Raw genomic sequence first — 18,904 nt, forward strand, 5'->3', positions numbered from 1 at the left:
CTTTTTCTTTTTCCAATAATAAGTTTGAAAATACATAGGCAAATTTATTGTATAAAAAAGTAAGTTGGCGTATAATCAAATCAAAGGTCAAAGAAAGTCAAACTTTTGGAGGGCTGTAAAGATGGACTTAAATCAAATGACAACGAAAACACAAGAGGCGATTATGAGTGCCCAATCTTTAGCGGTATCTCATCATCACCAAGAGGTGGATACTGTTCATCTATTACTTGCATTATTAGAGGAGCAAGATGGATTAGCAGTACGTATATTTCAAAAAATGAATGTTGATATAGAAGCATTGAAGCAAGATGTAGAAAATGTAATTAAAAAGAAACCTTCTGTAACGGGAAGCGGAGCAGAAGTTGGGAAATTGTATATAACAAGCAATCTGCAGCAACTGCTTGTAAGAGCAGGGAAAGAAGCAGAAAAACTGCAGGATGATTACATTTCAGTAGAACATGTATTGCTTGCTTTTTCTGAAGAAAAAGGCGATATCAATCATTTATTTACAAGATTGCATATTACGAAAGATAACTTATTACAGTCTTTAATGACAGTTCGGGGGAATCAAAGAGTGACTAGTCAAAATCCAGAAGCAACTTATGAAGCGTTAGAAAAATATGGCCGTGATTTAGTGGCGGAAGTGAGAGCAGGGAAAATTGATCCTGTTATCGGACGAGATAGTGAAATTCGCCGCGTTATTCGCATTCTTTCACGTAAAACGAAAAACAACCCTGTTTTAATTGGTGAGCCAGGTGTTGGTAAAACAGCAATTGTTGAAGGATTAGCACAGCGTATCGTGAAAAAAGATGTACCAGAAGGGTTAAAAGATAGAATAATCTTTGCATTAGATATGAGTGCACTTGTAGCCGGAGCAAAATTCCGTGGTGAATTTGAAGAGCGCCTGCAAGCTGTATTAAATGAAATTAAAAAGAGTGAAGGCCGTATTTTATTATTCATTGATGAACTTCATACAATCGTCGGTGCTGGTAAAACAGAAGGTGCGATGGACGCAGGGAATATGTTAAAACCGATGCTTGCTCGTGGTGAACTGCATTGTATCGGGGCAACGACATTAGATGAATATCGTAAATATATTGAGAAAGACCCAGCGTTAGAAAGACGTTTCCAACAAGTATTAGCAGAGGAACCGACTGTTGAAGATACAATCTCCATTTTACGTGGTTTAAAAGAGCGTTTTGAAATTTATCACGGTGTAAATATTCATGACCGCGCGATTGTAGCAGCATCTGTTTTATCAGATCGATATATTTCAGATCGCTTCTTACCGGATAAAGCAATTGACCTTGTTGACGAAGCGTGCGCAACAATTCGTACAGAAATTGATTCTATGCCAACAGAATTAGATGAAGTAACGCGCCGTATTATGCAGCTGGAAATTGAAGAAGCCGCTCTTGGAAAAGAGAAGGACTTTGGTAGCCAAGAACGTCTGAAAACATTGCAACGTGAATTATCGGATTTAAAAGAAGTTGCAAGTAGCATGAGAGCGAAATGGGAGAAAGAAAAAGAAGATATTCACAAAGTTCGTGACTTACGTGAACATTTAGAGCGTCTGCGCCGTGAATTAGAAGAAGCAGAAGGTAATTACGATTTAAATAAAGCAGCTGAACTTCGTCACGGAAAAATTCCTGCAATTGAAAAAGAATTAAAAGAAGCGGAAGAAATGAGCGCACATAATAAACAAGAAAATCGTTTATTACGCGAGGAAGTCAGTGAAGAAGAAATTGCTGATATCGTTTCACGCTGGACTGGTATTCCTGTCGCAAAACTCGTTGAGGGTGAACGTGAGAAATTACTACGCTTAGAGCAAATTTTATCAGAGCGTGTCATCGGACAAGAGGAAGCGGTAAGTTTAGTATCAGACGCAGTTCTTCGTGCACGCGCTGGTATTAAAGACCCGAACCGTCCAATTGGTTCCTTCATTTTCTTAGGACCGACAGGTGTTGGTAAAACAGAACTTGCAAAAACGTTAGCGCAGTCTTTATTCGATAGTGAAGAGCAAATGATTCGCATCGACATGTCTGAGTACATGGAGAAACATGCTGTGTCACGCTTAATTGGTGCACCTCCTGGATATGTTGGATATGAAGAGGGCGGTCAATTAACGGAAGCAGTAAGACGTAAACCGTATTCCGTTATTTTGTTAGACGAAATCGAAAAAGCGCATCCAGAAGTATTCAACATTTTATTACAAATGTTAGATGATGGACGCATTACAGATTCGCAAGGACGTACAGTAGACTTTAAAAACACGGTTATTATTATGACTTCAAATATTGGATCTGCTCATTTATTAGATGGATTAGAAGCAGATGGTTCCATTAAAGAGGAATCAAGAGAACTTGTCATGGGACAATTAAGAGGACATTTCCGACCAGAGTTTTTAAATCGTGTCGATGAAATTATTTTATTCAAGCCTCTTACAACGAATGAAATTAAAGGTATTGTTGATAAAATTGTAAAAGAATTACAAGGTCGTTTAGCTGACCGTCATATTACGGTAGAATTAACGGATTCTGCAAAAGAATTTGTTGTAGAAGCTGGCTTTGATCCGATGTACGGAGCTCGTCCATTAAAACGATACGTACAGCGTCAAGTGGAAACGAAATTAGCGAGAGAATTAATTGCAGGCACAATTACGGATAATAGTCACGTAGTTGTTGATGTAGAAAATAACGAATTAGTTGTTCATGTGAAATGAAAATAAAAAAGAGTTCGGATAAAATCCGGACTCTTTTTAGTGTTGTTCTACTGGCTCGTTTGGAATTGCAGCTGAAATCGCTAATACTAATACCGCAAGAACAACTGAGAAAATAGACGCTTGGTTAAAATCGTATGTACCGCCAGTCATAGAGCCGATTACGTAGCTCATCATATGTACAAGCGCGAACGACCAAATTAATGCCCAAATGAAACGCATATTTTACACCTCTATTCGTTCAATCTGTCCTTATTGTAACACAATTGAAAAAAGAATATAGAAAAATATTTGTAGATTTTTCAACGCAAATTTGCATTACGTTCATACATTATAAAAGAGTGGTTTTATACGTTTAGAAAATAAGGCGGGGGAAAAATGAGTATTACGGAACGTTTTTTTTACTTAGAAAAAGAACCATGTGTCATTTATTTACCGGAGAAGCCAAATGGGTTTTCAGTTATGCTCCTCGGTGATTACAACTACTTTATTGAGAATGGTACAAGTTTATGGACACAGCATGCGGGAAGATCTTATTTTTTACATGGCCTTATTGAGGAAGGCTACACGGTCTTTTCTTCTAATTTATATGGAAGACACTGGGGGAATGACCAATCTGTTCGTCTAGCGAAACGTTTATATGATGTTGTTTTGAGAAAAGAGACATTAAATACGAAAATGCACATTATGGCAGATGGTATGGGTGCGCTTGTAGCGCTTGAAATGATGAACAAATACCCTGAAAGTATACGTTCTGTCATTATGTTAAATCCGTGTTTAGATTTGCCAGAATATGTGGAGTTCGAAAAAGAGCATAAGTTTTTTTACAAAAGATTAGTGAAGGAATTAAGTTTGGCGTACGATTCCAAAGAAGAAGAATTAGAATCAAAAATAAATAAGAAATCATTTACGCTTCTTCCGTCTTGTGTACCTGTTAAAATTTTCGTATCAACACAAGAAAAAAGAGGAAGAAAACAGTTGTTACGTAAATACGAGAAAATGAGGCAATTCAATCAATGTGATACTTCTGTCTTATTCCATCTCCAAGATGTGAAATATAAAATGGTTAGACAAACAACGGATTTCTTTAAAAAATATGAAGAAGAATTGTGAGGCTCCCATATACATAAATGAGGAGCTATTTGTTTCAAGGGGAAAGGGTTGGTGGTATGGAACGCGTGCTGATTATAGGTGCACTTACGTTTGTAGGTTATCACCTTGTGAATAAAATGATTGCAGAAGAAGTAGAAGTGTATGGTCTTGATTTTGATGAATATGATAGTATGACAAAAATTAATGAAGAGAAGTTATTGTTAATTGGGCGAAACGCTTTATTTACGTACTATCCAATAAGAGATGAAGATGGATGGAGATCAGTAGAGGAAGAGAATTTCGATGCAGTTTACTTTTGTTTGTGTGAACCAAACCAGCAAAGTGGCTTTCGGAATGAAAGAGTCATATTACAATATTTAAAGCGGATTATAAAAATGTGTGAAGAAAATAAAGTAAAGCTAAATCTAATTTCTTCTATTGAGGTAGGATGCACAGGGGAATCCGAAAATAAACGCCTATTTTCGAAAGTAGAAGAAGGGTTAAAAAAAGGGGAATTACAATATAGTGTATTTCGAGTTCCTACATTATATGGTCCGTGGCAACCATCCTTTATGATGTATCATCAGCTCATTTTATCAGAACTGGATGAGAAAGAGTGCCGTTGTACGAGTGAGGAAAAAGGAAGCGATTTACTTTACATTGAAGATGTATGCGAATACTTATGGGGAAATGGAACGAACGGAGAGCATCTCGGTATATACAATTTACTTAGTGGTAAACGGTCGTTATGGGAAAAAGGGATGAATCTTTTACGTGCAGATGATAAAGTGAATAAAAATAATAAGGAAGAAAGAGATGAAGCGGCCGAGGATATTCCGATAAAAAGAAATACCCCGTTAGAATACGGTTTAAATAAACAATTGGCACATATGAAAAAATATAAAGAGTTATACGAAGGATAGTGCACGTGTTACACTATTGTATGGATTATGAATTGAAAGTTTTAATGGAGAGGAAGAGTATAATATGAACGAAAAAAGCATGCAATTTTTACAAATCGCAATGAAGCATTTACCAGAGGCAAAGGCAATTTTAGATTCGAATGGAATTGAGCTTGATATGGAGAAGGCACAACCAGTGTTAGAGTTATTAATGAAAGTTATGAATGAAGCATATGAGCTTGGGAAAGCAGACAAAGAATAAAACCCTTCTTTTTGAGGGGAGAGAGGCTCGAACCGTGAGTAGAAGCGGTTCGGGTCTTTTTATATTTCGAGCGAAGTAAGGGGAGGGTATGTTTTCGTTGTTTTTACTGAAAAATAAAGAGAATAAAACGCTAGCTTTCTGTTTTAGCTGAAATATATTCTAGACAAAAGTAAATTTATGTTTTAAAATTAGTACCAAGTCATAATAATTGATATAAAACGGAGGGCTGCGATGTGAACGTGGGCATTTTAGGGATCGGAAGATATGTGCCAGAAAAAGTAGTCACAAATCACGATTTAGAGAAAGTAATGGATACATCCGATGAATGGATTCGTACGAGAACGGGAATTGCAGAAAGACGCATTGCCGATGAGACAATAGATACTTCATATATGGCCGTAGAGGCTTCTAAAAAAGCACTTGAAGATGCAGGGATTAGCGGAGAGGATATCGATCTTATTTTAGTGGCAACAGTAACGCCAGATCGTGCTTTTCCAGCAGTAGCTTGTGTGATTCAAGAGGCAATTGGAGCGAAACACGCAGCGGCAATGGATTTAAGTGCAGCGTGTGCTGGTTTTATGTACGGAATGATTACAGCACAGCAATTTATTCAAACTGGAACTTATAAAAATGTATTAGTAGTTGGTAGTGATAAACTATCTAAAATTGTAGACTGGAATGATCGAAACACAGCAGTACTATTTGGAGACGGAGCTGGCGCTATCGTAATGGGAGCTGTTTCAGAAGGAAGAGGCGTTTTATCTTTCGAATTAGGAGCAGACGGAAGTGGCGGCAAGCATCTTTATCAAGACGAGTATGTTATGATGAATGGCAGAGAAGTCTTTAAATTTGCTGTTCGTCAACTTGGAGATTCTTGTCTTCGTGTGTTAGATAAAGCTGGTCTTACGAAAGAGGATGTGGATTTCTTAGTACCACATCAAGCGAATATTCGTATTATGGAATCTGCGAGAGAGAGATTAAATTTACCACAAGAAAAAATGAGTATGACAATTGAAAAGTTCGGTAATACATCAGCTTCTTCCATTCCAATTGCAATGGTAGAGGAATTGCAAAATGGACGTATTCAAGACGGTGATTTAATTATACTTGTTGGTTTCGGCGGTGGATTAACATGGGGAGCAGTAGCTCTTCGTTGGGGTAAATAAGGATTGAGAGAAAAAAGGAGTGTATTTTGTATGGAAAAAAAGAGGGTCGTAATTACAGGACTAGGAGCTGTTACACCGATCGGAACAGATGTTGAAACAGCTTGGGAAAACATAAAAAAGGGTGTATCTGGAATCGGGCGACTTACAAGAATTGATCCGGAACTATTTCCAGCAAAAGTAGCAGCAGAAATTAACGACTTTGAAGTCGAGAAATATATTGATAAAAAAGAAGCGCGCCGTATGGATCGCTTTACACAATATGCAGTAGCAGCAGCGAAAATGGCAGTTGCGGATGCAAAGCTTGAAATTACAGAAGAAAACGGACCTCGAATTGGTGTATGGATTGGTTCTGGTATTGGTGGTATGGAAACATACGAAGAACAATTTAAGATTTTTACTGAGAAAGGTCCACGCCGCGTGAGTCCATTCTTCGTACCGATGATGATTCCAGACATGGCAGCAGGTCAAGTATCTATTGCGACTGGAGCGAAAGGAATTAACACTTGTTCTGTAACGGCTTGTGCATCTGGTGCAAACTCAATTGGTGATGCATTTAAAGCAATTCAGCGCGGTGATGCGGATGCAATGATTACAGGTGGAGCAGAAGCACCGTTAACAAGTATGGCATTCGCAGGATTTAGTTCAGCGAAAGCATTAACATTTAATGAAGATCCAGCAACTGCTTGCCGCCCATTTGATAAAAATCGTAGCGGTTTTGTAATGGGTGAAGGTTCAGGGATTCTAATTCTTGAAGAATTAGAGCATGCATTAGCACGTGGTGCTCACATTTATGCGGAAATCGCTGGTTATGGCGCAACTGGAGATGCATTCCATATTACAATGCCTGCTCCTGGCGGTGAAGGCGGAGTGCGTGCAATGCGTCAAGCTTTAGCGGATGCAGGTCTAGAGCCAGAAGATATCGATTACATTAATGCACATGGTACAAGTACAGATGCAAATGAAAAATACGAAACGATGGCAATTAAAGAAACTTTCGGTGAGCATGCATATAAAGTAGCCATTAGCTCAACGAAATCTATGACAGGTCACTTACTAGGTGCAGCTGGTGCTGTTGAAGCGATCTTCTCTATTAAATCAATTACGGACGGAGTAATTCCTCCAACAATTAACTATGAAACACCAGATCCAGAATGTGACTTAGATTACGTACCGAATAAAGCGAGACAGCAAGAAGTAAAAGCTGTATTAAGTAACTCACTAGGGTTCGGTGGTCATAACGCAGTATTAGTATTTAAATCGTATAAATAATAGATGAAATAAGGTGTTTTTTCGTAATAAACTACGAAAAAACACCTTATTTATTTTTACGCCTTTTTCTTCTTTTGCATATACATAAGAAAAAGGGGGGATAAAGATGGGGGTTGTTGAAACAGCCGAGTGGTTACATCTATATTATGGACGGCCAGAAAAGCTTTGTGAGAAATTTACGAAGTATATTCCACTACCAAAAGAAAGGTTGTATCGTTTTTTAATTTCTAAAGGTATGTATCGCCCAGTAATGCGAGGAGAACGTGAAATTAAAGAATTAGAGAAAAAAGAAATTTGGAAAGAGTTACGTATGGAGTATGATAAATTGAAAAATTGGTTAAAAGGTCCGGATGTCCCTATCTTTATTTTATTATCAGATTCGTATAATCGAACTGTACAAGAAGAGTATAACGGAAAAGCTGGATTATCTATGCGTCACGTTATTTTCTTATTCGTATGTGGACGGAATTCGGTGGAAGAATTAAAAGTGTTATTGGCACATGAATATCACCACATATGCAGGTTACATCAAATTGAGACGAAAGAAACAGAGTATACGTTACTTGATACGATGATTATGGAAGGGTTAGCTGAGCAAGCAGTAACGGAAAGATATACAGAAAAAAATAATGCACCGTGGACGAAATATCTTTCAAAAGAAGAGGCGATTTATTATTGGCAAAACGTTGTTCAAGAAAGAATAAGTATAAAACGAGGAACGAGGGAGCATGACGTATTATTAAACGGACTTCATTCTTATCCGAAAATGCTTGGTTATGCGCTTGGATTTCACATTGTAAAAGATTGTGTAGCGTTTGAAGGGGAAGATACACTGTCTTTATTACCTATAGATGCGAAAGAAATATTGAGTAAAGCAAATACATTTCGTATTCCATGAAAAACAGGAGGTCTATCTCCTGTTTTTTTAGATATTATAGAAGGAAAAATAATAATTAGAATATATTTCCTTAAGTGGAATAAAGTTAAGCGAAAATGAACATAATGATTGGTACAAACAGTAGTGAAGTGAGGGATAGAGAATGTTATATCTACATGATGTATGGGTAAATTGGTTTGAAGGTGAAGAAAATGGGTATAACGTTTGTCATTTTTACGAATGGCGGAAAGATGATACGATTGAACTATTAGATCAAGTGCCATTATTAAAAGTAGATGCCACATTATATCATTACATCGAGAACGAATTGTTAGAGCTTCCGCAAAAGTTGTTGGAAGACGTACATCATAAGGCTTATATTCGTAAAAATCATGAACGTTTGCAGCAAGAGTATTGCTTTGTTGTTACAGATGGAAAAGGAATTATTGCGATTGATACAATTGGTTACAATGTACCAATTAGAAAAAGTAGACTTATACCTCGCCAAGAGCAGATGGTATATGAGATGGTGGAAAACGTACAAGCAGAAAAGTATGAGTTCCAAGTAGAGGAAACAGAAAAGGAACATCATATTTTATCACCATCGCCTTTCATTATGAATGGCTTAACTCGTAAAGAGAGACAGCTAAAACAATTATTATTTATGGCGTTAGATCAATTACATACAACGAAAAACACAGCGGAAATTCGCTATTGGTACACAGAATGGGATCCGTCAGCATATGGAACGGTCCAACATATGGAATTTGAAGATATTTGGGCAAGACTATATGATGAAGCGAAATCAGGCTGGTCTGAGAAGCACGAACAATTATGCGAGCGCCTTGTAAAAGGACAGCCGTTTTTTGAAAAGTTATGGGAAATGGAAAATGAGCAAAAGGTAAATTAAAAAACCGCCAATTGGCGGTTTTTTAATTTGGTGAAATCTAGCTTCAGCGGCAAGAATGTGCCTTCCTGCGAGGCAAAAAGCGCCTCTACGTCAGGAGCTCCATCCCCCTCACATTCTAAACGAGCCGCTTCCACTTTATAAGTTACCTACGTTTTCTGCTTAGTCCCATTGCGTTTTCTACTTTGCGTAGTTGTTTGAATGCAACGCGGTTTGCTTTTTCGGCACCTTTGTCTAGAATTTCGTCTAGTTCTGGGGAGCTGATTAGTTCGTTATATTTGTCTTGGATTGGGCGAATTGCTTCTACGACTACTTGTGCTAGGTCGCCTTTGAAGTCGCCGTATCCTTTTCCTTCGTACATTGCTTCTATTTCTTCAACTGTTTTTCCTGAGAATGAAGAGTAAATTGTTAATAGGTTAGAGATTCCAGGTTTATTTTCTTTATCGAATTTCACGATACCTTCTGAATCTGTTACAGCACTTTTAATTTTCTTTTCAATTGTTTTTGGTTCATCAAGCATACTGATCATTGATTTTGGATTCGGATCAGATTTACTCATTTTTTTCGTAGGTTCTGTTAATGACATAACGCGAGCTCCTACTTTTGGAATACGAATTTCAGGAACTATGAACACTTCACGGAAGCGTTTGTTGAAACGCTCTGCTAGATCACGTGTTAATTCCATATGTTGTTTTTGGTCATCACCAACAGGTACGATTTCTGTGTTATAAAGTAAAATATCAGCAGCCATTAATGGTGGATACGTAAGTAATCCAGCTGGAACTGAATCTCTACCTGAAGCTTTATCTTTATATTGTGTCATACGCTCTAATTCTCCAACGTAAGCAACAGATTGCATGATCCATCCTAGTTGAGCGTGTGCAGGTACTTCTGATTGTACAAATAAAGTAGCTTTTTCAGGATCGATGCCGCATGCTACATAAAGTGCAGCAAGACTACGAATGTTTTTGCGAAGTTGTATAGGATCTTGAGGTACTGTAATGGCATGTTGGTTTACAATACAGAAATAGCAATCGTGTTCGTTTTGAAGCTCTGTAAATTGCTTCATAGCCCCTAAATAGTTTCCAAGTGTAATCGTTCCGCTTGGCTGAATACCAGAAAAGATAACTGACATAATTATTTCCTCCTAAATTTGAATGCGTGATAGGGAAGAGAAGGCAAACAAAAAAGCCCATTCATCCCAAAAAACTATAGGGACGAATGGACCGCGGTACCACCCTAATTATTTCACTACTGTGAAATCTCTCTAATCCATAGTAACGTCTGGATATAACGCCAAGGCCTACTACTTTCGGTTCGGTTTGGTGCTCAAAAGCCCATTCCACATTGTACAATTACTTGTTCACACCAGCCACAAGCTCTCTGAAATTGTTTCAATATGTACTCTTCTTTATCATCGCATACATATAAATTTATTTATTGTTAACTGAGCTCTTTTAATATGAAAGAACTAAAGTTTTATAACAAAATGTTTTGCTGATAATTATATCATATGGGATAGTGTTTGCAAACTACATCAAAATAGTAAAGCTAATGAGAGTCGAGAACGCTCCGAGTATGATACCTGTAATACAAATAGGATATGTCCATTTGAATGAATATGTTTTATAAATACGTTCTTTCTTATTCACCGGTTCCTCGGATTCTTCAATTAACGAGTCTATTTTTTTGTTCGTGCCAAATACTCTCTGGAAAGCGTAAAGAGTTACATTGAAAAATCCATTTTGAAATATGAATAAAAAACCACCTATCAGAATAAAAAATAGCGCGATATAAAACGAGATGTTGACAAAGTTCAACAAAAATTGAGATGAAATGAGGAATGCACCAATACTAGAAGCAATCATCGCTATAAAAATTAGTATACAAGTATGAAAAAAAACTTTATTCAAAATATTCCCCTCCGTCAAAATATTACTAGAATTATTATACTATAAAAGCTATAATAAGTACTAGAAATAATTTTTTGAAAATTATACGCAATTAAAGGTCTGATTTTAAGATGATGGTAGCAATGTTAACGTATCTCTTTACGAAAAATTAAAAATATAAACATTTTATTAAAAATTTTAACAAAAAAACAAAAAACTATATTCACAATCGTCGTATTATATGTATAATGAAAATTGTAGAAACTTGGAGATTATTCTTTCAATTCTACTTTTTAACAAGTGAGGGTACAGGAAGTGCAATTAGGGGAGGCAACACAACATGAAGAAAAAGATACCGTTATTACTTGCATCAACTTTAACTGCAAGTATGTTGCTTGGCGCGTGTAGCTACCAAAAAGATGACGCAAAAGCAAAAGGGAAAGAGAACGCTACGAGTAGTAGTAACGGAAAACAGATTCTTAATTTAACAGAGTTATCTGAAATTCCGTCAATGGATGCATCATTAGCATCTGACTCTTCATCTTCTACAGCATTAAATAATACGATGGAAGGTTTATATCGTATTGGCAAAGATCAAAAGAGAATGCCTGGCGTTGCAGAAGATGTCGAAAAGCTAGATGATGGGAAGAAATACATATTTAAATTAAGAAAAGATGCGAAATGGTCAAATGGGGAACCTGTAACAGCTAAAGACTTTGTGTATTCATGGAAAAGAGCCGTAAATCCAGATACAAAAGCAACGTATTCGTACATTATGTTCGATATTAAAAATGCAGAGAAAATTCATAAAAAAGAATTACCTGCTGACCAATTAGGTGTAAAAGCGATTGATGATTATACATTAGAAGTGGAATTAGACAATCCCGTTCCTTACTTTATCGATTTAACAGTTTATCCAGTATTTTACCCGCTAAATGAAAACTTTGTAAAAGCACAAGGTGATAAGTTTGGTTTAGAGGCAAATACAACATTATATAACGGTCCATTCGTTATGAGTGATTGGAAACATGAACAAAGTTTCCAATTCAAGAAGAATCCTTCATATTGGGATAATAAAACGGTTAAAATCGAAGAAATCAACTTTAATATTGTAAAAAATACAGCAACTGATGTAAATTTATATGAGACAAAAGCGATTGATCGTGCGGCTTTAACGTCTGAATTTGTTGATAAGTTTAGACAAAGCCCAGAGTTCCAAACAAGAAAAGAAGCAGGGGTTGCTTACTTAAGATTTAATCAAAGTAATCAGTACTTAAGTAATAAAAACTTAAGAAAAGCAATTTCAATGTCCTTTGACCGTGATAACATTGCGAAAGTTATTTTAAATAACGGTGCAATTGGAGCTTACGGATTTGTTGGAAAAGATTTCGCTGAAGGTCCGAATAAAAAAGATTTCCGAGCTGAAAATGGAAAGCTAGTTGAAACAAATCCAAAAGAAGCGAAAAAGCTTTGGGAAACAGCGAAGAAAGAGCTTGGAACTGATAAAATCGAACTAGAATTCTTAAACTTTGATAATGAAGATGCTAAAAAAGTTGGTGAATTCTTAAAAGGTGAGATAGAAAAGAACTTACCAGGTTTATCAATTAAAATTAAACAGCAACCATTCGCACAAAAAAATAAATTAGAAGATTCTCAGCAATATGATATTGCGTTTGGTATTTGGGGACCAGATTTTCCAGATCCAATCTCATATTTAGATATGTTTGTTACGAATGGTTCTCAAAATAAAACAGGGTATTCTAATCAGAAGTATGATGAGTTAATCCTAAAAGCTAAAACAGATACAAAAGATTTACAAGCTCGCTGGAACAACCTTCTAGAAGTAGAGAAGATGTTAATTAAAGAGGATGCAGTTATCACTCCAATCTTCCAAAAAGGTTCAGCGTATGTAGTAAAAGGTGCCGTAAAAGATATTATCCCAATTAACTATGGTGGTAAATTAACTTACAAATGGGCATCTGTTGAACAAAAATAATCTTTTTTTTCCATCGTTTACAAGGGTATATGCCTATGATGGGCATATGCTCTTATTTTAAAAAAATAAAAGTAAGAATATTTTAAACTATCTTATTGCTTTTGAGAAAAACGGGGAGGTGCTTGACTATGGGACGTTATGTATTAAAACGTTTCGTGTACATGGCTTTGACATTATTTTTAATTACTACACTGACTTTCTTTTTGATGAAATTACTTCCGGGTTCTCCGCTTAAAAACCAGGAGAAGCTATCACCGGCACAAAAAGAAATCATTCTTGAAAAATACGGATTAAATGATCCGGTACCAGTTCAATACGCACGTTACTTAGGTAACTTAGCAAAAGGTGATTTAGGGGTATCATTCCAATATGATAACCGCCCAGTAACAGACATGATTGTGGATCGTATTGGACCATCAGCCCAATTAGGTTTACAAGCGATTATATTAGGGACATTTATCGGTTTAATTTTAGGTATTGTTGCCGCACTTCGTAATAATACGTGGGTGGATTATAGTGCAACAGTTATTTCGGTACTCGGAATGTCGGTACCATCATTCGTATTCGCCGCATTACTACAATATTTCGTAGGGGTAAAACTTGGTTGGTTCCCGGTAGCATTCTGGAAAGGACCAGAGTTTACTGTAATGCCTACAATTGCATTATCGATGGGAGTTATCGCAACAATCGCACGTTTCTCTCGTGCAGAATTAATTGAAGTTATGCAGTCAGACTATATTTTAACAGCGAAAGCAAAAGGAATTAGTCAAGGCGTTATCATTGTAAAACACGCACTTCGTAACGCGTTAATTCCAGTTGTAACAATTTTAGGACCAATGGTTGCGGCATTAATTACAGGAACACTTGTTATCGAGCAAATTTATGCTGTACCAGGACTTGGGGAACAATTCGTTAAATCGATTACTTTAAATGACTATACAGTTATTATGGGAACTACGATTTTCTATAGTGCAATCTTCATTTTAGTTATTTTCATTGTCGATATTTTATACGGAATTATTGATCCTCGTATTCGTTTAGCGGGAGGGAAAAAATGATGAAAGATGTACAAAAATTATCTCCAGATTTATTTCAACAAGCCAATCAAAATAATGTTGATAATGAAGTCATTGCCCGTCCAAGCTTAACGTTTTGGCAAGATGTAAGAAGACGTTTGTTCCAACATAAAGGTGCGATGCTTGGCCTTGTATTATTAGTAATCATTGCGCTATTGGCGATTTTTGGACCGATGGTAAGTAAACACTCGTATAAAGAGCAAGATTTAGGTCGTGCGAAATTACCACCAAAAATTCCAGTTATTGAAAATGTTCATTGGTTACCATTTGACGGTACAGATCAATATGGTGTTGACCAATATGAAAAACGTGATATTAAAGAGTACTTCTGGTTTGGTACAGATGATCTTGGCCGTGACTTATGGACAAGAACATGGGAAGGTACACGCGTATCATTATATATCGCTCTTTTAGCAGCAGCAATTGACTTAGTAATTGGGGTTGCATACGGAGGTATTTCAGCATTCTACGGCGGTAGAGTAGATAATATTATGCAACGTATTATGGAGATTATTAACGGTATTCCATACTTAATCATCGTTATTTTAATGGTAATCATTATGGGATCTGGTATTTGGTCGATTACACTCGCGATGGCGATTACAGGTTGGATAGGGATGTCGCGGATTGTTCGTGGACAAATCTTAAAGTTAAAAAACCAAGAATATGTATTAGCATCTCGTACATTAGGTGCAACGAACACGCAATTAATTGTAAAACACTTAATTCCAAACGTAATGGGACCTATTATCGTAATGACAATGTTTACAATTCCATCAGCGGTGTTTGGTGAAGCGTTCTTAAGTTTCATTGGTTTAGGAATTCAGCCACCATTCGCGTCACTTGGTTCTCTTGTAAATGATGGTTATAAATCTATTCAAACGTATCCACACATGATGTTCATCCCTGCGGTTGTCATCAGTATGTTAATTCTAGCATTCAACTTAATGGCAGATGGATTACGCGATGCGTTAGATCCAAAAATGCGTAAGTAAACGAGGAGGGAGAAGTAAAAATGAAAACATTGTTAGAGGTAAAAGATTTACAAGTCTCCTTTGATACACATGCAGGTGAAGTACAAGCAGTGCGCGGAGTTACTTTTGATTTGAAAAAAGGGGAAACATTAGCGATTGTAGGAGAGTCTGGTTCTGGGAAATCAGTTACTTCTAAAGCGCTAATGGGGTTAATCCCAAATCCTCCAGGCCGTATTAAAAATGGAGAGATTATATTTGACGGTCGTGATTTAACGAAATTAACGGAAAAAGAAATGCAGCAAGTTCGTGGTAAAGATATCGCAATGATTTTCCAAGATCCAATGACATCATTAAATCCAACGATGACAATTGGGAATCAAATTATGGAAGGTCTTATTAAACACCAAGGGATGAGTAGAGGAGACGCACGTAAAGTTGCGTTAGAATTAATCGACCTTGTAGGTATTCCAAATCCAGAAGCACGTTTAAAACAATATCCTCACCAATTCTCAGGTGGTATGAGACAGCGTGTAGTTATTGCGATGGCGTTAGCTTGTAACCCGAAATTATTAATTGCCGATGAGCCGACAACAGCGCTAGACGTTACGATTCAGGCGCAAATTTTAGAGCTTATGAAAGACATTCAGCAAAAGACAGAAGCAGCAATCATTTTCATTACGCATGACTTAGGTGTAGTAGCAAACGTTGCTGACCGAGTTGCGGTTATGTATGCTGGTAAAGTTGTTGAAATTGGAACTGTAGATGAAATTTTCTACAACCCAAAACATCCGTACACATGGGGCTTAATCGCATCTATGCCAAGTTTAGATGGATCAGAGGAAGAGCTATATGCGATTCCAGGAACGCCTCCTGACTTATTAAAACCGCCAAAGGGTGATGCTTTTGCACCACGTAACCCACAGGCGCTGAAAATTGATTTTGAAATGGAACCGCCTTTATTTAAAGTAAGTGATACACACTATGCGGCAACTTGGTTACTTCACGAGCAAGCACCAGAAGTAAAACCGCCGGCAGTTGTTGAAAAACGTATTCTTCAAATGAAAGCAGGTGAACAACATGACTAAACAACGTGAGAAATTAATTGAAGTAAAAAATGTAAAACAACACTTCGACGTGAGTGGTGGTGTTGTCAAAGCGGTTAATGATATTTCATTTGATATTTTCCGCGGAGAAACATTCGGGCTTGTAGGAGAATCTGGTTGTGGTAAATCAACAACTGGAAGAACGATTATTCGTTTATATGATGCAACTGCTGGTGAAGTGTTGTTCGATGGTGAAAACGTACATGGTAAGAAATCACGCGCAGAACTGAAGAAGTTCAACCGTAAAATGCAAATGATTTTCCAAGATCCATATGCATCATTAAACCCTCGTATGACAGTAGGGGATATTATTGCAGAAGGTATTGATATTCACGGATTAGCAAAAAGTAAAAAAGAACGTATGGACCGTGTTCATGAACTGTTAAACACAGTTGGTTTAAATAAAGAACACGCAAACCGTTTCCCGCACGAATTCTCGGGTGGACAACGTCAACGTATCGGTATCGCTCGTGCGCTTGCTGTAGAACCTGAATTTATCATTGCCGATGAGCCAATCTCAGCACTTGACGTATCGATCCAGGCGCAAGTTGTAAACTTACTGAAACAGTTACAAAAAGAAAAAGGTTTAACATACTTATTCATTGCCCATGATTTATCAATGGTAAAATACATTAGTGACCGCATCGGCGTAATGTATCGTGGTCAAATCGTTGAGCTAACAACAAGTGATGAGTTATATGCGAATCCAATTCATCCATATACAAAATCACTATTATCAGCGATTCCGCTTCCAGATCCAGATTATGAGCGCAATCGTAAACGTATCGTATACGATCCATCGCAGCATGATTATGGTAATGAAGCACCAACAATGCGTGAAATTCGCCCAGGACATTTCGTATTATGTTCTGAAGCAGAGTACAAGAAATATAAAGAGATTTATCAATAAAAAAAAGGTCATTCTTCCGTTACGGAAGAATGACCTTTTTTACTATATTTGTCGATAAGTCGATATATTTAAAGAATCACCGATATAAAGTGTATTTATCAATAAATGCACCTTAATCAAAGAAGTGCTACTGCGCCTGAACAGAAACATTCTCTTCTTGCTCATTCGGTTTAACAAGTGTGTAACTTTCCCATGCTCTACTTCTCCAGCGGAAGAACATAATAATTGCCCGCGTCCATTCATCGATAGCAATCGCTAGCCAAATACCAACGAGTCCCATATCTAAATGGAAGGCGAAAAAGTAACCGAGTGGCAAACTCATTAACACCATAGAGAACGCACCAATTAAAACTGGATATTTTGCATCACCGGCTGCACGAAGGGAATTAATGATGACGATGTTCATCGTACGTCCTGTTTCGAGTAGTACACTTAGTAAAAGAACGCTTGCCCCTAGAGCGATAATATGAGGATTATCAGTAAATACCCCCATTAATTGTGTGCGGAATGTAATAACGAGAGCGACCATAAATAAAGTCACACCAATTGCCCATTGTACACTTTTCCATACACGTGTGTATGCTTCATCTTTTTCATTTCCGCCAACTAGGCGTCCCACGATAATAGCTGTTCCCATACCGATTGCAATTGCGAATAAATAAGTAAACATGGAAATGTTAGTAGCATATTGTCTAGCAGCTAACGATTCTGTTCCTAAGTAAGTTGCGTAGTACAGGAAGACAATTTGGCAAGCTTGATACATGACTTGTTCAAAAGCAGATGGAATGCCAATTTTTAAAATTTTCCCCACGTATTCTTTTGATAAGGTGAAGTAATATTGTAATTTTACACGGTATTCCATAACGCGGTATAGTAACCAGAAGAACACAATCAGTGTCAGTAGTCGACTGACAGCGGAAGAAATCGCGGCCCCTTGTACACCAAGTTCAGGGAAACCGAACTTCCCGAAAATAAGTACGTAGTTTCCGGCGATATGAATAATATTCATTCCAAGCGAAACAAACATTGCTTGCTTTGTAAAGCCGTGAACGCGAATAATTGCGGCTAACGAGTTAATAATAGCTTGAAGGAAAATGGCCCCTCCGACGATGGATAAATAGCTTTGTGCATACGTTAGTACATCGCCTTGTAAATTCATTGCCATCATCATATGTTTTGAAAATAAAAGAAAACCAGCACTTATAACGAGTCCGACCACTAAATTTAATGTGACGGCTAATGCTGATATTTTAGATGCTTCCATAAAACGTTTGGAACCGAGGTATTGAGATACGACGATCGCAGCGCCATTCCCGATTACTTCTAGTACCAAAATAGCGATATGAAGATATTGATTCGCTGCACCAACCCCAGATACAGCATCGTCTGATAATGCACTTAACATGAAAGTATCAGCGATCCCCATCAACATAAAAAGAAAAACTTCTAGAAAAATAGGCCATGTTAATAAGAATAAACTTAATTTTTCTGTCGGCCCGTTTTTTGAGTGAATTGCTGTCATGTCCGTCCCCTCTTTACCGATATCTATTTTTAGCAAAGTGTATCGTAACATACTTTCTTATCCTTTGCACTCATTTTAACCTACATATTTTTAATATGAAGAGACCTTCATTTTATGCTAAAAAGAGAAGGATAATTATACAAAAAATATTATAAAATATAAAATTTGTTTTTCTCTGATAATTTAGAAAAGTTTAAAATTTGTTATTTCCGACACTTCAGTCGGGTAAACTGGTAA

17 protein-coding genes and 1 other annotated feature are annotated in these 18,904 nt (G+C 37.0%); of the genes, 13 read left to right on the forward strand and 4 right to left on the reverse strand.

What is annotated here, in order from left to right:
* Positions 1-121: 121 nt before the first annotated feature.
* Positions 122-2,722, forward strand: coding sequence for an ATP-dependent chaperone ClpB (gene clpB, locus BTOYO_RS19125; protein WP_000365396.1), 2,601 nt, complete (start codon positions 122-124; stop codon positions 2,720-2,722).
* Positions 2,723-2,758: 36 nt separating this feature from the next.
* Here clpB and BTOYO_RS19130 read toward each other — a convergent pair whose 3' ends face one another.
* Positions 2,759-2,941 carry a YjzD family protein gene (locus BTOYO_RS19130; RefSeq protein WP_001211112.1) on the reverse strand — a complete coding sequence of 61 codons (183 nt, stop codon included), beginning with the start codon at positions 2,939-2,941 and terminating at the stop codon, positions 2,759-2,761.
* Positions 2,942-3,097: 156 nt separating this feature from the next.
* Here BTOYO_RS19130 and BTOYO_RS19135 point away from each other — a divergent pair, with 156 nt between their 5' ends.
* From BTOYO_RS19135 to BTOYO_RS19165, 7 genes are all read left to right on the forward strand, one after another.
* The gene (locus tag BTOYO_RS19135; RefSeq protein ID WP_000028709.1) at positions 3,098-3,832 is read left to right on the forward strand and encodes a lipase family protein; all 735 of its coding nucleotides are present in this window, start codon (positions 3,098-3,100) and stop codon (positions 3,830-3,832) included.
* Positions 3,833-3,861: 29 nt separating this feature from the next.
* Positions 3,862-4,734, forward strand: coding sequence for an NAD-dependent epimerase/dehydratase family protein (locus BTOYO_RS19140; protein ID WP_000486174.1), 873 nt, complete (start codon positions 3,862-3,864; stop codon positions 4,732-4,734).
* A gap of 64 nt (positions 4,735-4,798) precedes the next feature.
* The gene (locus tag BTOYO_RS19145; RefSeq protein WP_001003338.1) at positions 4,799-4,975 is read left to right on the forward strand and encodes a ComZ family protein; all 177 of its coding nucleotides are present in this window, start codon (positions 4,799-4,801) and stop codon (positions 4,973-4,975) included.
* Positions 4,976-5,208: 233 nt separating this feature from the next.
* The gene (gene fabH, locus BTOYO_RS19150) at positions 5,209-6,141 is read left to right on the forward strand and encodes a beta-ketoacyl-ACP synthase III (protein WP_001100553.1); all 933 of its coding nucleotides are present in this window, start codon (positions 5,209-5,211) and stop codon (positions 6,139-6,141) included.
* A 30-nt stretch (positions 6,142-6,171) separates the two neighbouring features.
* Entirely contained in the window at positions 6,172-7,410 is a 1,239-nt protein-coding gene (fabF, locus tag BTOYO_RS19155; RefSeq protein ID WP_000412641.1) for a beta-ketoacyl-ACP synthase II, read from the forward strand.
* 106 nt (positions 7,411-7,516) lie between these two features.
* Positions 7,517-8,308 (forward strand): DUF2268 domain-containing putative Zn-dependent protease, encoded by a 792-nt coding sequence (locus BTOYO_RS19160; RefSeq protein WP_000539318.1) that lies wholly within the window; start codon positions 7,517-7,519, stop codon positions 8,306-8,308.
* A gap of 142 nt (positions 8,309-8,450) precedes the next feature.
* The gene (locus BTOYO_RS19165; protein ID WP_000966122.1) at positions 8,451-9,197 is read left to right on the forward strand and encodes a YjbA family protein; all 747 of its coding nucleotides are present in this window, start codon (positions 8,451-8,453) and stop codon (positions 9,195-9,197) included.
* 142 nt (positions 9,198-9,339) lie between these two features.
* Here the strand turns inward: BTOYO_RS19165 and trpS are convergent, their stop codons facing one another.
* Positions 9,340-10,329, reverse strand: a complete 990-nt coding sequence (gene trpS, locus BTOYO_RS19175; protein WP_000110979.1) for a tryptophan--tRNA ligase — start codon at positions 10,327-10,329, stop codon at positions 9,340-9,342.
* A 75-nt stretch (positions 10,330-10,404) separates the two neighbouring features.
* Positions 10,405-10,621 (reverse strand) — a binding site (T-box leader).
* A 105-nt stretch (positions 10,622-10,726) separates the two neighbouring features.
* Positions 10,727-11,107 carry a DUF3899 domain-containing protein gene (locus BTOYO_RS19180; protein WP_001045000.1) on the reverse strand — a complete coding sequence of 127 codons (381 nt, stop codon included), beginning with the start codon at positions 11,105-11,107 and terminating at the stop codon, positions 10,727-10,729.
* 319 nt (positions 11,108-11,426) lie between these two features.
* Between BTOYO_RS19180 and BTOYO_RS19185 the strand changes: the two genes are divergently transcribed.
* The 5 genes from BTOYO_RS19185 to BTOYO_RS19205 all read left to right on the forward strand — a co-directional run bounded on the left by BTOYO_RS19185 (position 11,427) and on the right by BTOYO_RS19205 (position 17,145).
* Positions 11,427-13,082, forward strand: a complete 1,656-nt coding sequence (locus tag BTOYO_RS19185; protein WP_000727208.1) for a peptide ABC transporter substrate-binding protein — start codon at positions 11,427-11,429, stop codon at positions 13,080-13,082.
* 128 nt (positions 13,083-13,210) lie between these two features.
* Positions 13,211-14,140 (forward strand): oligopeptide ABC transporter permease, encoded by a 930-nt coding sequence (gene opp3b / locus BTOYO_RS19190; RefSeq protein WP_000534168.1) that lies wholly within the window; start codon positions 13,211-13,213, stop codon positions 14,138-14,140.
* Positions 14,137-15,153 (forward strand): oligopeptide ABC transporter permease, encoded by a 1,017-nt coding sequence (gene opp3C, locus BTOYO_RS19195; protein WP_000974107.1) that lies wholly within the window; start codon positions 14,137-14,139, stop codon positions 15,151-15,153. Before opp3b ends, opp3C begins: the two co-directional genes overlap by 4 nt.
* A 20-nt stretch (positions 15,154-15,173) precedes the next feature.
* Positions 15,174-16,217 (forward strand): ABC transporter ATP-binding protein, encoded by a 1,044-nt coding sequence (locus BTOYO_RS19200; RefSeq protein WP_000854338.1) that lies wholly within the window; start codon positions 15,174-15,176, stop codon positions 16,215-16,217.
* A complete protein-coding gene (locus BTOYO_RS19205) occupies positions 16,210-17,145 on the forward strand; it encodes an ABC transporter ATP-binding protein (RefSeq protein WP_000166337.1) in 936 nt (311 codons plus the stop codon). Before BTOYO_RS19200 ends, BTOYO_RS19205 begins: the two co-directional genes overlap by 8 nt.
* Before the next feature lie 127 nt (positions 17,146-17,272).
* On the opposite strand, the gene BTOYO_RS19210 is transcribed toward BTOYO_RS19205, so the two are convergent.
* Entirely contained in the window at positions 17,273-18,718 is a 1,446-nt protein-coding gene (locus BTOYO_RS19210; protein WP_002093815.1) for an MATE family efflux transporter, read from the reverse strand.
* Positions 18,719-18,904 lie beyond the last annotated feature (186 nt).

It is taken from the genome of Bacillus toyonensis BCT-7112 (assembly GCF_000496285.1).
GTDB classification, from domain to species: Bacteria; Bacillota; Bacilli; order Bacillales; family Bacillaceae_G; genus Bacillus_A; species Bacillus_A toyonensis.